This window comes from Paraburkholderia sediminicola (assembly GCF_046026675.1).
GTDB lineage: Bacteria > Pseudomonadota > Gammaproteobacteria > Burkholderiales > Burkholderiaceae > Paraburkholderia > Paraburkholderia sediminicola_F.
Window position 1 is genome coordinate 3387144 of sequence record NZ_JAQQEY010000002.1, and the last position, 14957, is coordinate 3402100.

The following is a 14957-nucleotide window of genomic DNA, read 5'->3' on the forward strand; positions in this document are numbered from 1 at the left end:
GCGGCGCGGTGGCTCACCGCGGGACTGGCGGCGTATCACGCACCGGGCTCGCGGGCAACGCGCTTGCTGCGGCGGCCTGTTCTTACGGGCAGCCGGCGCGGCGGCAGGTCTCGATATAGGCCACTCACTCTCTACCCATAGTCACTGGAGGTTCTTATGTCCGTAGGAAGCGCAGGCGGAATGATGGCTGGTCTCACGCAGGAAATGGACCAGATGACGATGATGTCAGCCCAGATGCAAGTTGAGCAAAGCATGTATTCGTCGGTGGCGAACATTGCGAAGAGCGGCGCAAGCAACGTCAAGGATGCTTCGCGCGGCAGCTAAGCATCGCAGACGCGGGCCGCTCGCCGTCGGCGGCGGTTCGCACACGGCCGGTCCTGTTTTGCGCGGGACCCGGCCGTGTTTTTTGCAGCATTCTCAGCGTTCGCCGGATAGAAGGCGCGGCTCGCATCCGCACCGCGCTGAATACCGCGCGCATCGCCCAAGCAAGGTACGAGGATGAGCAGCGAGCGTTACACCAGCCTGATCGTGGATCTGTGCGCGACCGTCGGTCTCGGCGACGCGGATCATGTGCTGCGCACGCGGTCGATCGAGGTCGAAGGCTTCGACGTGCGGCTCGACTATTTCGAGCGCGACCTCGACGCGATGTATGCCAATTTTCATTTCGGCACGGTGACGGCCGGGCGCACGCTCGTCGTCTTCCGGCTCATGCTCGAAGCCAACCTGCTGATCTATGCGCAGGATCAGGCACAACTGGGGCTCGATACGGACACGGGCGGCGTGGTGCTGGTGCTGCGCTTGCCGTTCGCCGACGATCTCAACGGCGAAGGGCTCGCCGATCTACTCGCGCACTACGCGGAGCATGGCCGCTACTGGCGGCAGAACATCGTCGAATCAAACGACGAGATGTTTGAAGGCATCGCTTCGGGGGAGTATTTCTGGCTGCGGGCCTAAGCCCGCATTACGGCATCACCGCATCACCCCTTCGATGCCTCTTCGACATTGCGCGCGCCCTGCTTCAGCAACTCCGCGATCTGGTTGACCGCCGCCTGCTCCAGTTGCATCACGCCGCCCAATACGTTCAAACCTGCCGACGCCACGCCGGTCGCATCGTTCGCGACGGTGGCCGCGCCTTGCGCGAGCCCGCCGAAGCGGCCGGGACGGCCTGGCACACCACCCGGCATGCCTCCCGCGCTTTGCTGAGGCACCACAGGCCGGGTCGCCGATGAGGTGTTGGTCGAAAACGACGCGCCTTTACGCTTGCCTGTTGCCTCGCCGCTGCCGTTGGCGGCTAGCTGGCTGAGATTCGCGTCCGCCTGCTGACTGGCGTGCGCCCCCCCATCGACGGGCTTGCGGCCGCCGGTGGCAGGCGACGACTGGGTGCTGGTGTCGGATAGCGGTAGCGTGCTGCCCGGGCGTGAAATCGACGGGGAATCCGGCATGGTGCGAGGCTCCTGATGGCAATGTGCGCTGCAGTGACGAAGCGCAAGACGGGGACGTCGAACAGGCATCCTGCTCGACCTTACAACGGGCGTACGACGCCCGCGGTCACAGTGCGAAATGGTGTGCGACGAAGCGAAGCCAGATGCGGGGCACGATGGGAAGAATCCGGTAGCCGCGAGCACAGTCAGCCGCACGCCGCCACCGCGCCGGTCGTCCACGGCCCGGTCTTCGCGCCCCCTTACGCCGGTTCGCGGACCGTCGTGCGTGAGTCACACGCGGGCGGCACACTGCATGAGTTCGTCGCTCATTCGGAGTCCGACTCATGCGCTTCATCCCGCTCGACAGCATGGAAACGCCCTATCTGCGGCTGCGTCCGCTCACCCTTACCGACACCCCCGCCCTGTTCGACCAGATGCTCGGCGATGCCGACACGATGCGCGACCTGCCGGTGCTGCGCCATACCGGCGTGGCGCAAACCGCCGAATTCGTCGACGAGGCGCTGCGCGGCTGGGACGACGGCAGCCTGATCCGCTACACGCTCGAATGCAAGGAGACCGGCCGGCTGACCGCGTTGATCGAATTGAAGCCGACGCTGCCGCGCGTGGAGATCGGCGTGATCATCAGCCGGCATGGCGGCGCCCGGCGACGCCGGGCAGGCGTGCTCGCGCTGCAGGAATTGATCGACTGGCTGATCGAGCAGCCGGGCGTGTACCGGGTCTTCGCGTGCTGCGCCGTGGATGGCGCCGCGCACAGTTCGATGGAGCGTCTCGGCTTCGTCCAGGAAGCGCGGCTCACGAATCACGAGCCGCGTCCGAACCGCGGCCTCGCCGCCGACGACAGCTTTCTCTACGCCTTGACGCGCCCCGCGCCGGTTCCGCCGGAGCCAGCCAGCGAGGGTGCAGCCTGGCTACGCAACACGATGCAGTGGAGTCTCGCGGACGCCTGAAGCCGCCGAACCGCCCAGCAGAAGGTCCGAGCTCGAACGAAGAAGTGTCCACAATACAAGCAATTGTTCACTTCTCAGGCGATAATGCAAAGGTCAGACGAATACCGCACCGCGGCCATTCGTTACGCGTGCCTCGCGAGTACCCCTCGCCGGTGGACCGAAACACAACTACGCCGGAGACCCATCATGTCGCTACCGCGGCTCACCGGTCAGGTGATCGCCTTTTCGCGATTCTGGCTCGCGCGCGAAGTGGGCCTGCTGATTTCCGACGGCGCCGTCATCGAACTCGGCGCGCGCCCCTTCGCGATGCTCGCCGCCCTGCTCGAGGCCCGTGGCCGCGTTGTGTCGACCACCGAGTTGCGCGAGATCGTCTGGCCGGGCAGCAATGTCGATGCAAACACGGTGCAGGCGCAGATCTCCGCGATTCGCCGCGCGCTCGACGACGACCGCGACCTGATCGTCACCGTGGCCGGCCGCGGCTACCGCTTTGCGGGTGAAGTTCGCGTGCTCGAAACACCCGATGCCGGACTCGATTTTCCCGTGGCGAACGCCGGCAGCATTGCCGCGTCGCTCGCCACCTCATTCGCGGCAACAGCCGCAGCCAGCCCGCTGACCACCGCCGGCCTCACGTTCGGTTCGCCGTACGGCTCGTCCTATAGCGCGACGTGGCGCGGCGCCGCTTCGGGCTCGCCGCGCACGGCGTATTCCAAAGCACCCCCTTCCGCCACGCTGACCTCAGTCACCGCCGCGCCGGCCGCCCCGGCTTTTCCGGCGTTGATGCCGACCAGCGCCGTCACGTCGCTGCGCTCGCAGATCATCGACCCGTCGCCGTTCATTGGCCGTCATGCGGAGCTGTCCGAATTGCTCGCGCTAGTGCCCACGCGCCGCATCGTCACGCTGACCGGTGCGTCCGGCGTCGGTAAAACGCGCCTTGCGATCGAAGCAGCCAGCCACCTCGCGCCGCATTTTCCGGACGGAGATTTTTGCGCGGCGCTTGCCTCGCTCGCCCAGCCCGACCGCATCGCCAACGCGATCGGCGCGGCTGTTGGCCTCGAGCCGGATAATGAGTTGGCGATGGCGGCCAATCTGGCCATGCAGATCGGCGAGCGCCGCATGCTGCTGATCGTCGATCACTGCGATCATCTGAGCGAAGCCGCGGCCGGGTTCATCGATACGCTGGTGGCGAACACAGGCGGCTTGCATGTGATCGCCACGTGCGAGTCGCCGCTTTTCATCGGCGGTGAAACGGCCGTGCCGGTGGCCGCGTTGCGTGCGCCGCCCGAGCAGATCGACGGCACGCCCGCCACGCTCGACTACGACGCGCTGCGCCTGCTCTTCACCCGGCTCGCGCACTGTCTGAAGCCGGCCGCATTGCATGCGCCGCTTCCCGAAGTGGACAGCATCGCGCCGGCCACCTTTGCTTCGGCCGCGCTGATTTGCCGGCGTGTCGACGGCGTGCCGTTCGCGCTCGAACTCGCTGCAGCGACCATCGCCGGCCAGGTGCGCGCAGGTGTGCCGCCGGAAGACGCGATCGTGGCATTCGCGCGCGAGCTCGATACGGTGATGACGCATCGCAGCGGCGGCCGCCGCATCGTGCTGCCGCGCGCGGCGATCGTCCACGTGATGCTCGACCTGTCGTATGCGGCGCTCGAAGCCCCGACCCGCACCATTCTGCGCCGGCTCGGCATTTTTGCCACCGCGTTCTCGCACGAAGCCGCCTGCGAAATGCTCGGCGCGTTCGGCAGCGACTACGGCTTCGGACCTCCCGAGCCGCGCCAGTTGGAACGCCAGCTTCATACGCTGATGGATGCGGGCCTCGTGAATACGGTCGACTGCGACGGCGTCTTGCGGCTGCGCTTGCCGCCCGCCGTGCGCCGCTTCGCACTCGACGCGCTGGAGCGCAACCGCGAAAGCGCCGAGGCCGATCTGCATCACGCGCAGTTCGTCGCCCGCGATATGGCGCGCCGTTTCGGCGCCGGCGTCGCCGTGGCCACCGCGCACAGCCGCCACGATATCGACGCGCTACGCGCAGCGCTCGAATGGGCCGTCTCGGTCGACAAGGTGGAACTGTGCACCGAGTTGCTCGACAACACCGCGCCGATGTGGGGGGCGCTCGCGCTCGTCGACGAATACATCGGCTGGGTGCGCGCCGTGCTGGCGCGCGTGGACAGCGTGTCGATGCGCCGTATCCGCGACGAGATGCGCTTGCGTGCCGTGCTCGCGCGCGCGTTGATGCTCAAGCGCAGCGCATCGGATGAGATCGTCGAGAGCTGGCAGCGTACCTATGAGCTCGCCAATATCTGCGCCGACACGCCGTACCGTCTGCGCGCGCTGTTTTGCCTCGTTATGTGCGCGCTCGACGCCGGCGAGGTCGAGCATTGCCGGCGCCTCTCGAGCGAATTCAGTGAAATTGCGCCGGTGGCGCACAGCCAGGCGGTCAGCATCAACGCGCGGCGCATCGAAGGCATCGTCAAGGCGTATGCGGGTGAGTTCGATACCGCGATCCGCCTGCTCGCGCCGGTCGTCGGACTCAACGACGAAGCGGCCGACGAGATCGACGAAGACGTCAGTCGCGAGGCCAACGCGGTCGCCACCGGCTATGGCCTGTCGCTGCATCTCGTGGCGCGGGCGATTCATGCCGTCGCGCTGTGGCTGGTCGGTCAACCGCATATGGCCGCGCCGCTGCGCGTCACGAGCCGCGATCCCGCCGAGGAAAGCGAACCGCTCGCGGGCTGCATCGCTCTCGGCCTCGCCTGCGCACTGGCTGCACTCGACGACGACATTCCGCTGACCGAGTCCTGCGCGGCGGCGTTGGTGACGCGAGCGCGAGCGGCAGGCGTTAAACGCTGGCTGCGTCTCGGCCTCGATTTTCAACTTTGGCTCGACGCACGGCGCGGCGATCAGGAAGCCGCGCGGCGGCTGATTACCGGCGCAATGAAGCGGATCGCGCGCGAACGCGTCAATGTGCCCGATATCGCCTTCATCGCGACGCTGCTGCCGCGCATCGCGCCGCAGGACGAACCGGAATTCGCGGCCGCGCTCGGCGCGACGCTGCGCGAAGCGGTGAGCCGCAGCGAGCGCACCGGCGAACTCTGGTACGTGCCGGAGTTGCTGCGTCTGATCGCGACGCTGCGTCTGCGCAGTGGCGAAGATCCGCGGGCGGTGCGGCCGCTGCTTGAAGACGCGCTACAGCGCGCCCGGCAGCACGGTGCACGAAGGCTCGAATTGCGCATCACCGTCGATCTCGAAGCGCTCGACGCATCGGCTTCTGCGGGGCTGCTTCGCGTGCGGTGACCTCGCTTCGCTCCCTGCCTGGGACTGTCATACGCGCTCCATACCGTGACTTCAACTGCCGCTCGTTGAACGCCACGCGCTATGTCCGACATCCATGCAGTACCGCCGCACCCGATTCACACGCCCGAGGCCGAAGCGACTGAAGCGCCCGGTCATCAGCCTGCCGGCGCGCCGGCCGTGCAACTCACAGGCACGCCGCAGGCCCGGTCGCTGGTCGACGAAACGCTGCTGGGCAGGCTCGGTAACAAGCTGTCGCGTACCGGTGCACGGCTGCGCGCGAGCAAGTTCGATATCAGCACCGCGCTCTCGCAAACGAGTCAGCACGGCAAACCGTTTGCGCCGGCCGATTTCACCGCGAACGGCGAGCGTTATCCTGCGAAGCCGGCGGTGGCGTCCAACGCGGCGGGAACGCCGTTGGCGAAGAGCGAGCGGCAAGTCCGGCAAGCACTTGGCAAGACGGCGCAGTCTTCGTCCACTTCGTCCTCCTCGGCGGCAAGACTCGCCGCGGAGCACGGAAACGAAAACGAAGCGTCGACGGTTCCGCTCGACGCGATGGCCGGCGAGGCCGCGCTACGCGACTATGTGGGTCGTCAATTGCCGGGCCCGCCCGGCGACCTGCTCGCGCAGGGCGAGCTTTCGCATCGGCTGGCCGCGCTGAGCGGCCCCAATGCCGCCACGCAAACCCATCGCGGCGCCCTGGTCGCCCAGGCGTTACACGGCGCCAGTATCGGCGACGCGCACAGTGCCAACGAAGTGCTCGACGCGCTCGAACACCTCGACTTCGCGCAGATGCACACGGCCCGCTCGACGACGCCCGCCGAAGCCGGCGCATGGCAAGTCGCCCGCACGCTGGCACGCTCCGACGCAGGTTTCGACGCGCTCAACCAGTTGCGCCATCACGGCCAGCCGCCGCCCGGCGACACCTCGACGCGGCTCGCCCAGCGGATGATGCTACAAGCCGCCGACGCGCTCGATCCGCCGCTCCACGGTGCAGGCCCGGCGCAGGATCCCGCGCCAACCGCAGTCGCCGCGCGCTCAGCGCCCGCGGTCGGCACACCGCTGAGTGAAACCCCGCTCGCGTGGCAGGCTTACGACGCGGCGTCGACACTGACCACACAGGGCCGTGGCGCACTGAACGCCGATCAGAAGGGCGCGTTTTTCGCATGGCGCCAGAATTTTCGCGAAGACGGACGCGGCAGCGAGTTATCGCAGGCACGCGAACGTCTGAACAAATTCTCAGCGAAGACGATCGACCGCGTCGGCGAAAACCGCTGGAAGACGTTCTTGCCGCGGCTCGTCGGCAAACGCAGCTCGCCGTTGTCGGCACTGCGCTTCGGTACGCAAGGCGTGCCGCGCAAGACCGTCGGCACTGAGCAGGGAAAACTCGAGGAGGCCATGCACGGGTCGTTGGCACCGCTCTCCGAGCGGCCCGAGATGCGTCCCGCGGCGGCGCTTTCTCATGCCCGCCCGGAGCAGTCGATCGCCGAACTCGCGGCGCTGCATGTCTGGCTCGAATCAGGCGGCTTTCCGAATGGCCAGCTCGATGCCGAACAGTTGCACAAGGTCACCGAACGCGCGCAGCAGTTGTGCGCGGAGCTGCAACCGCGCGACGTCGGTTCGCCTGCAACGCTCGAGCGCCTGCAAACCGAAACCGCACGCTGGGCCAACGCCGAGCCACACACGCTCGCGCGCAGCAAACCGTTCAAGTCGATCGCGAAACAGCCGTTCAATCTGGAACGGCTCGCCTCGTGGGGCAAGGTCGCGAAGGTACCAGCCGATTCGCCGTTCTGGACCCATGTCTCCGACCTGAAGGACAAAGCGCGCCCGCCCGCGCCGGCCGCCGCCGCAGACAACGCCGACACGGTCCGGCAAACGCTCAAGGACGTCGCACACGATCTGCAATCGAGTTCGCGCCTGCGTCTTACCGACGGCCGCCGCATCGGCGTGAGCACGCGCGGGTTGTCAGCGAATCTCAGCAAGGTGCTGCATACCGGCGGCGTGCCGATCGCACCGCGCCTCGATCTGCGCGCGTCGAAGAGCCGTGAAGCCGTGGTCGAATTAAGCCGTGGCACGCACGGCGTCGAGATGTTCGTCGGCACTGCGAAAACGCAGGTGCGGCATGCGGGCGTCGGCGTACTGGTCGGCTACGACATGGACGTCGGGCTGACTCAGTTGCGCGCCGGACTGACCACCCAGGCCGTGCTGCACTCGCAGGAGTTGTCCGAACCGAGCGGCGTGTCACTGCGCGTGGCACGCCGCGTCAATCCGAACGGCACCGGCTACGACGATAGCGCGATGCGCGAAAAACTCGAAGGCATAATCGATCACGTCTTCGACGAAACGACTGCGGCGCACGGCGCCAACTCGGGCGGTTCACGCGGCACCTGGAACCGGCTCGCCGAACATTATTTCGATGACCCGGATGTGTCGATCAGCTGGACCGACACCGTGGCGCGCACCGTCAAACGCGGGGCCTCTGCCGATGTCGGCTTATCCGTAAGCGTGCCGAAGATCGGCTCGCCGTTTCGCGCCGGCGCCAACATCGGCATCGGTTACGAGAAAACCGCGAAACAGACGCTCGACTCAAATGAGCAAAGTGGGCGCATGCAAATCGAGCAACATCGCGTCGGCGCCGGCTCGCGTCTGATTGGACGGCTGAGCGGCACCGTCAGCGCGACGCAGCCGGTCGGCGCGAAAGAGTCGAGCGTGGGTGTGGGCCTCGTCTCGCTCGACGCGCCGTCCGCGACCATGACGTTCAACGACGACAGCCACCTCGCCAAAGTACAACTGGTGCGCGAAGACGGCGCGCTGGTGCATCGCGCGTGTCTGCTCGATACGGAGTATTCGAGCGCCGAAACCTATACGCGCGCGCTCGATGCGAGCCGCGACCAGTGGGTCGAACTGTTCACCGAACAGGTAAATGCAGAACAGGAAGGCGAACGGCAGGAAGCACGGTTGAACGGCAGGCCCGAGCCGCAGCCACCACCGGCGCGCGCACTCGCGGAACAACGGCTCGACCGGCACCTTGGCGATGTGAAGGCGAACCGGCGGCCGAACCAGACTTACTTCCACCGCTACCGTTTGCGGCGTAGCGCGGCGAAACAGCTCGACATGCTCGCGGCGATGTCGAAGCAACTGCCGCCCGGCGAGGCCGCTGCCGGGCGTGCGAAGATCGATGAAAAGGTGAACGGAGTTCTGAACGAGCCGGCCTCGTGGATGCCCATTGAATTGAAGGTCAAGGAGCGCACGACCAGCACACAGAGTCCCGGTTTGAATTTCGCGCTGCAGTTGAATACGCAGACGAGTGCGACGGGGGACCGGGAGTTGTTTGCGGAGAGTATTCCGTTTGCGCTGGTGGATCGGTTGGATACCTGAGGCAAGGACGGCGCGGGAAGACCCGCGTCGTCACTGAGGTTCCCTGCACTACCGATAACCGGCCTATCGAAGGGACAAACCGACGTCCGTTAAAAGGTTTTCACGCATCCACGCTTCGAGACCGCAGACGGCAATGCCACGTTGCGCATTGAACGTTTGGCCCTTGTTCCACGCCACGCCCTTTCCTTCGGCGAATACGAGCCGATACTTCCTGATGGAATTTTCAGGCTCCTGAGTGAGTTCGCCTGTCAGTTGCGGAACGCTCCATTCCATGCGTCGGACGGTCAGGCCCAGCGTTGCATCGATCGCATCCGCCAGTTGGCGATAGGTCACCGTGTCGCCCGCAATATGCACAATCTGACCGGCCATGCGCGGCTCAGCGAACACGATCTCCGTCGTCAGCATGCCGATGTCATTAGCCGTGGTCACAGTCACGGCGTTGTCCCAGCTTCCCAGCGCATGGACCGTGGTTTGTTCCAGGTCCACTACACCAAAAGACGGTTCGAACAGGAAGCTGGTGAACATGCCTGTCGACACGATCACCCATTCCGTCTCATGTTGCGAGCGCAACATGTCGCGTACATCGAGCTGCTCGTCGAACAGATCCTGCGCGCTGCCTCGACCGATGACGTCGTAGTCCACGCCGAATTGCCAGGGGAAATAGCGCTTGACGCCGGCCTCGAGCACGGCGCGAGCGATCTTGAGCTGGACACCTTTGCCACCTACAAACCCGGTGCACGAGATGACCGTGTCGAAGCGCCGAAAAACAGCGGCGAGTGATGCTTCCGGCTGGGCTGTCAGATCACCTGCGACCAACTCGATGTTGAGTGAGCGCAGTTCGGCAATATCCTGCTGCTTGAGCGGATCGCTCGAATCGATAGTGGACGACCGCAGGAGAACCGCGATCGAAACACCCGGCGCCGATGCCGCGCGCCGCGCGAGACTGCGCAATACGGCGATGCCGAGTTCACCGGCGCCGAGAACCAGAATGGAATGATCGTGCGACATAGATATGACCTTTCGAAGCTTGAGAAACGTTGTCAGAAGCGTACGCTTGCGCGACCCGCTGTCCCCGGCGCAATGCTTCTCTGTGGTTTGATGTGGAAGGCAGCCGGACAAGTTGAAGTCTAGTTCCGCCGACACATGGCATTGTTCGCCGTAGCGGAAATCAGAACGCGGTCGTAGCGAACGATCCCACTCGAATGGAGCGTTAGAACAAACATAATCGAACGGGCCGAGGCAGAGATCCATGTAAGATGGATGCCCCCTCCAAGCCGCCTCCGGACGGCAATACGTGAACCGGATAGGTGCCCGCTCATGGACAAACTTCATGCGATGACAACCTTCGTGCGGGTCGTCGAGGCTCAGAGCTTCAGCAAGGCAGCGGAGACCCTGTCAATGCCACGATCATCGGTCACGACAACGATCAAGAATCTGGAGCGCCATCTAGGCACGCCCCTCCTCAGACGCAGTACCCGCACCCTCAGTCTGACTGACGCGGGCGAGCGCTACTACGCGTCCTGCCGCACGATCCTGTCAGACATCGCGCTCGCGGAAAACGAACTGTCGACCGATGCAACGAGCCCGCGCGGGCGCGTACGGGCGGACATGCCAGGCGTAATCGGCCGGGCTATCGTGTTGCCGAGGCTGCGGGAATTCGAGCAGCACTTCCCCGGCATCGAACTCGTGCTCGGCCTGAGCGATCGGCCCGCCGACCTGATTTACGACGGTATCGATTGCGTCATCCGTACCGGAGAACTGGCGGACTCGAACCTGATTGCACGTCAGATGGGGCAATTGAACTGGATTACATGCGCGTCGCCACGCTATCTCAAGGAGTGCGGAGAGCCCGCCACCGTAGCTGAGCTGAGTGCCCACCGCGCGATCAATTACATATCGAACGCGACCGGCAGACCGCTTGACTGGCGCTTCAGCGTGGACGGGGAAAACCTCGCGATGACCATGCAAAGCCGCTTCGCTGTCAATGAAACAGAAGCCTATTTGCAATGCGGCCTGGAAGGATTGGGGTTCATCCAGTTGTCGGAGTTCGTGGCCTTGCCGTACTTGAAAACTGGCCGTCTGAAAGAGGTTCTGGCAAGCGCGAGATGCTCGCCCGTGCCCATTTCCATTGTTTATCCGAACGGCCGGCACGCGAGCGGAGCAACCAAAGCGTTTGTCGATTGGGTCGTGGATATTTTCGCGCAGAATGATTTGAACCGAGGCGCTTAACCATGATGGAACGCGCGCTTTGCGACAGGCAACATGGCGTCCGGAAACAAAGCTCCGATTGATATAATTTTCCAGTCGCATATGACCGGGCACGCTGACCCCGAGCAAATATTTCGCCCCTCATACGTCAATCTGACTGGAAGATTCGATGTCCCAACACATTCCCTACACGAGTCGACCGCCCACCCTCACCGGGCTTTTCCTGATATTCAGCCGTATTGGGCTCACCAGCTTCGGTGGCGGCCTGAGCGGTTGGCTCCTGCGTGAATTCGTCCAGGATCGCGACTGGATCAGTGAAGAAGACTTTTTGAACGGCCTGGCTATTTCTCAGGCGCTGCCGGGCATCAACGTCAAAAACATGGCGATCTGGATCGGCCACCGTCTGCTCGGCTGGCGCGGCGCGCTGCTGGCCGTTGCCGGCATCATCATCCCGCCCGCCATCTTCATCATTATTCTCGGTACGGTTCTCAGTCATCTGCTGCAGTTCCCGCTCGCTCACATCCTGCTTGCGGGCGCGGCGGCAGCGGCTACCGGCCTGTCGTTGTCGATGGGCGTGACGACCGCGCGCCGGGTGCCGCGCAGACTCCTCCCGCTGCTGTTCCTTGCGGGCACCTTCGTCGCGGTCGGCATATTGCGCCTGCCGCTGGTGTGGGTCGTGATCTGCGCGGGAGGCCTGAGCGTGCTTGTCGAATACATCAAACTGCGCAAAGCCTGACCATGTCGAATCGCGTTCTTCTACAGCTTGCCGCCGTTTTCGCGCCCCTGTCACTAGTGACGATAGGCGGCGGTCAGGCCATCATCGCCGATATCCAACGGCAGGTTGTCGACGTGCATGGATGGATGACGCATGCCCAGTTCGGGGTCGACTTCGCCATTTCGCGCATGGCGCCCGGCCCCGGTTCGCTGCTGGCCACCTTGATCGGCTGGCAGATCGCCGGGTTCTGGGGCGCTGTGGTGGCCACGCTGGCATTGCTCGCCCCGACCGGCATCCTGATCTACGGCGTGACCCACATCTGGACACGCTATCAGGGCGCGGCGTGGCAGCTGGCGCTCGAGCGTGGGCTGCGCCCCGTCGCCTCCGGCATGATTCTCGCCGCGGGATGGGTCCTGCTAAAGTCGCTCGACGGCGGACTTCCGGCCCAGGCGATTGCCCTCGTTTCGGTAGGGACTCTGCTCAGCACGCGAATCAACCCGCTGCTTCTTTTGCTTTGCGGGGCGTTGCTGTTGCTTGGCGTGTCTGGGTTCGGCGCCAGCCTCCCGTCCATCCTTCAAGTGCATATAGCGAGCTAGTGCTATCCCATCACGGCGTCTGCAGCGTGCCGTCCTTCAGGCGGGTTTGCGTCCACGTCGTCACGGTGCTTTCGCACGGATATTTCGCGGCCTCGGTTTCGTCGATGTCCACGCCCAAGCCCGGTTTGTCATTGGCATAGACGTGTCCGTTCCTGAATTCCGGCAGCCCCGGGAAGACGTCGAGCAAGGCCTCTCTCGGCCCCTTAAGGTCCTGGATCACGAAGTTCGGCGGTTCGGTTCCCGACCACTCCTGCACACCAAAATTGCGCGCGGCGAGATCGATATGAATGTTCGCCGCATGCGCCAGCGGCGACATGTCGCCCGGACCGTGCCATGCGGTCCTTACCCCGAACTGCTCGGCAAATATCTGCAGCTTGCGTCCCGCCGTGATGCCGCCGATCTGGCTAAGATGCACACGGATGAAGTCGATCAGGCGCTCGGTGATCAGAAACCGCCATTCGTACGGGTTGTTGAACAACTCGCCCTGAGCAAGCGGCGTGGTCGTTTTGGCGCGAAGCTGGCGCATCCATTCGCCTTCCTCCAGCGCAATCGCGTCTTCGAGAAAGAACAGTTCGTACTGTTCCAGCTCGCGCGCAAAACGGATCGCTTCCACCGGCTTCAGGCGTTCGTGCACGTCATGGCACAACTCGACGTCGAAACCGACCTTGCTGCGAATGCCGTCAAACAGTTTGAGCGTCTCCCGCATGTACTTTCGGCTGTCGAGATACACGCCATCCGCGGCGCCTTCCGGTGCACTCGCTGGCGCCTTACCCAAGCTACCCCCGCCATAGCCGCCGCTCTGGCAGCGAATATGCGTGATGCCCTGTTCGCGATACTTCTGGATGTTCTCGCACAACTCGTTCAGATCGCGACCGTCCGCATGCCGATAAATCGGCACACCCTCGCGACACTTGCCGCCGAACAGCTGATAGAGCGGCATGTTCGCCATCTTGCCCTTGATGTCCCACAGCGCCATATCGACACCGGAGATCGCGTTGTTCTCGATCGCACCGTTGCGCCAGTACGCGTTCTGATGCATCAGTTGCCACAGTTCCTCGATCGCCTCGGCGTCACGACCGATCAGCAACGGCCGCAGGTATTCCTCGATGAGGCACTTCACAGCCACATGCCGGTAGGCGAATGTCGCGCACCCGAGACCGACCAGACCGGGCTGGTTGGTCTCGATCTTCACGACGATCAGGTTGATGCCTTCCGGCGCGGTCAGGATGACCTTTACATCGGTAATCAGGGTTGCCATGTTCTGTCTGCCAAAATCGAATCAATGAATCGGACGCGTCGCCGGCTTCTACATCAGAAGGTGATCTGCACTTTCATCTGCGCGCTGCGATCCGCTGCGAGATCGAATGCCTCGATCGCGCGCTCGATAGGCAGCGTGGCGGTGATGATCGGCTTCACGTCGATGCGGCCTTCCTTGATGAGCCGCGCGGCCAGCGCATATTCGCCGTGAAAGCGAAACGCGCCCTGCAAACGGATTTCCTTGCCGACCAGCGCGTTGATCGGAATCGGCACGTCGCCGGTGACGCCGACCTGCACGATGGTGCCGCGCGGACGCAAGGCGGGAATGACATCTTTCAGCACCGCCGCCGCGCCGGTGCATTCGATCGCGACATCGAAATAGCCCTTCTCCGCGGTGAATTCATCCGCCTTCAGACCCGGCTCGATCGAGACGTTGAGCGTGCGGGTGGCGCCCATTTCCATGGCTTTCGCAAGCGGCGCATCGTGGATGTCGGTCGCCACCACTTCGAGCGCGCCGGCATGACGGGCGGCCGCCACCACCAGCGCGCCGATCGGGCCTGAACCGGTCACCAGGACGCGTTTGCCGGTCACGGAGCCCGCCTGACTAACCGCATGTAACGCGACGGCCAAAGGTTCGGCACAGGCCGCCTCGCCAAGCGAGACCGCGCTCCCGACCGGCTCGCATTGATATTCCTCGGCCGCGATCAGTTCGCGAAACGCGCCTTGACCGTGCGGAACTCGCATCGCGCTGCCGTAGAACCACATGTCCGCGCAATGCTGCTGTTCTCCGGCCAGACAGAACTTGCAATGTCCGCACGGGCGGCTCGGGTTGAGCGCAATGCGATCGCCGGGTCTGACGCGCGTGACCTTGCCGCCGACAGCCTGAACCGTTCCCGCGACTTCATGGCCGAGCACGATCGGCTGCTTCACGCGTACGACACCGAATCCGCCATGCAGGTAATAGTGCAGGTCGGACCCGCAAATTCCGCCGGCACCGATTCGAACCAGCACCTGGTTCTCCCCGATATCCGCCACATCAACGGCTTCTATCCGTAGATCCTTTTCTGCGTGCAATACGCAAGCGCGCGCTTCCATGAAAGACTCCCGTTTCAATAATTCCGTT

General features: G+C 64.3%; 12 protein-coding genes. 8 read left to right on the forward strand and 4 right to left on the reverse strand.

All coding sequences use genetic code 11. The annotated features are described in order from the left end of the window. Positions 1-156: 156 nt before the first annotated feature. Positions 157-324 carry a hypothetical protein gene (locus PQQ86_RS34870; protein WP_167378473.1) on the forward strand — a complete coding sequence of 56 codons (168 nt, stop codon included), beginning with the start codon at positions 157-159 and terminating at the stop codon, positions 322-324. A 174-nt stretch (positions 325-498) separates the two neighbouring features. After that, complete coding sequence (locus PQQ86_RS34875) at positions 499-954, forward strand: CesT family type III secretion system chaperone (RefSeq protein ID WP_097394350.1); 456 nt, start codon at positions 499-501, stop codon at positions 952-954. Between the two features lie 23 nt (positions 955-977). On the opposite strand, the gene PQQ86_RS34880 is transcribed toward PQQ86_RS34875, so the two are convergent. Beyond that, entirely contained in the window at positions 978-1442 is a 465-nt protein-coding gene (locus tag PQQ86_RS34880) for a hypothetical protein (RefSeq protein ID WP_408277681.1), read from the reverse strand. A 323-nt stretch (positions 1443-1765) separates the two neighbouring features. Here PQQ86_RS34880 and PQQ86_RS34885 point away from each other — a divergent pair, with 323 nt between their 5' ends. From PQQ86_RS34885 to PQQ86_RS34895, 3 genes are all read left to right on the forward strand, one after another. Next, positions 1766-2389 carry a GNAT family N-acetyltransferase gene (locus tag PQQ86_RS34885; protein WP_408277684.1) on the forward strand — a complete coding sequence of 208 codons (624 nt, stop codon included), beginning with the start codon at positions 1766-1768 and terminating at the stop codon, positions 2387-2389. A 186-nt stretch (positions 2390-2575) separates the two neighbouring features. Continuing rightward, positions 2576-5683 (forward strand): ATP-binding protein, encoded by a 3108-nt coding sequence (locus PQQ86_RS34890; RefSeq protein ID WP_408277687.1) that lies wholly within the window; start codon positions 2576-2578, stop codon positions 5681-5683. Positions 5684-5764: 81 nt separating this feature from the next. Continuing rightward, complete coding sequence (locus tag PQQ86_RS34895) at positions 5765-9058, forward strand: autotransporter (RefSeq protein WP_408277690.1); 3294 nt, start codon at positions 5765-5767, stop codon at positions 9056-9058. A gap of 63 nt (positions 9059-9121) precedes the next feature. On the opposite strand, the gene PQQ86_RS34900 is transcribed toward PQQ86_RS34895, so the two are convergent. Beyond that, positions 9122-10066, reverse strand: coding sequence for an aromatic alcohol reductase (locus PQQ86_RS34900; RefSeq protein ID WP_408279433.1), 945 nt, complete (start codon positions 10064-10066; stop codon positions 9122-9124). A gap of 309 nt (positions 10067-10375) precedes the next feature. Here PQQ86_RS34900 and PQQ86_RS34905 point away from each other — a divergent pair, with 309 nt between their 5' ends. The 3 genes from PQQ86_RS34905 to PQQ86_RS34915 all read left to right on the forward strand — a co-directional run bounded on the left by PQQ86_RS34905 (position 10376) and on the right by PQQ86_RS34915 (position 12577). Further along, positions 10376-11287 (forward strand): LysR family transcriptional regulator, encoded by a 912-nt coding sequence (locus tag PQQ86_RS34905; protein ID WP_408277695.1) that lies wholly within the window; start codon positions 10376-10378, stop codon positions 11285-11287. Between the two features lie 148 nt (positions 11288-11435). Beyond that, positions 11436-12002: a chromate transporter gene (locus tag PQQ86_RS34910; protein WP_408277699.1), complete on the forward strand. Its 567-nt coding sequence runs from the start codon at positions 11436-11438 to the stop codon at positions 12000-12002. 2 nt (positions 12003-12004) lie between these two features. Continuing rightward, positions 12005-12577 (forward strand): chromate transporter, encoded by a 573-nt coding sequence (locus PQQ86_RS34915; RefSeq protein ID WP_408277702.1) that lies wholly within the window; start codon positions 12005-12007, stop codon positions 12575-12577. Between the two features lie 10 nt (positions 12578-12587). On the opposite strand, the gene PQQ86_RS34920 is transcribed toward PQQ86_RS34915, so the two are convergent. Both PQQ86_RS34920 and PQQ86_RS34925 read right to left on the reverse strand, forming a co-directional pair. Beyond that, positions 12588-13835, reverse strand: a complete 1248-nt coding sequence (locus PQQ86_RS34920) for an enolase C-terminal domain-like protein (protein WP_408277704.1) — start codon at positions 13833-13835, stop codon at positions 12588-12590. 53 nt (positions 13836-13888) lie between these two features. Beyond that, on the reverse strand, positions 13889-14929 hold the full coding sequence (locus tag PQQ86_RS34925; protein WP_408277707.1) for an L-idonate 5-dehydrogenase: 1041 nt from the start codon (positions 14927-14929) through the stop codon (positions 13889-13891). Positions 14930-14957: the final 28 nt, after the last annotated feature.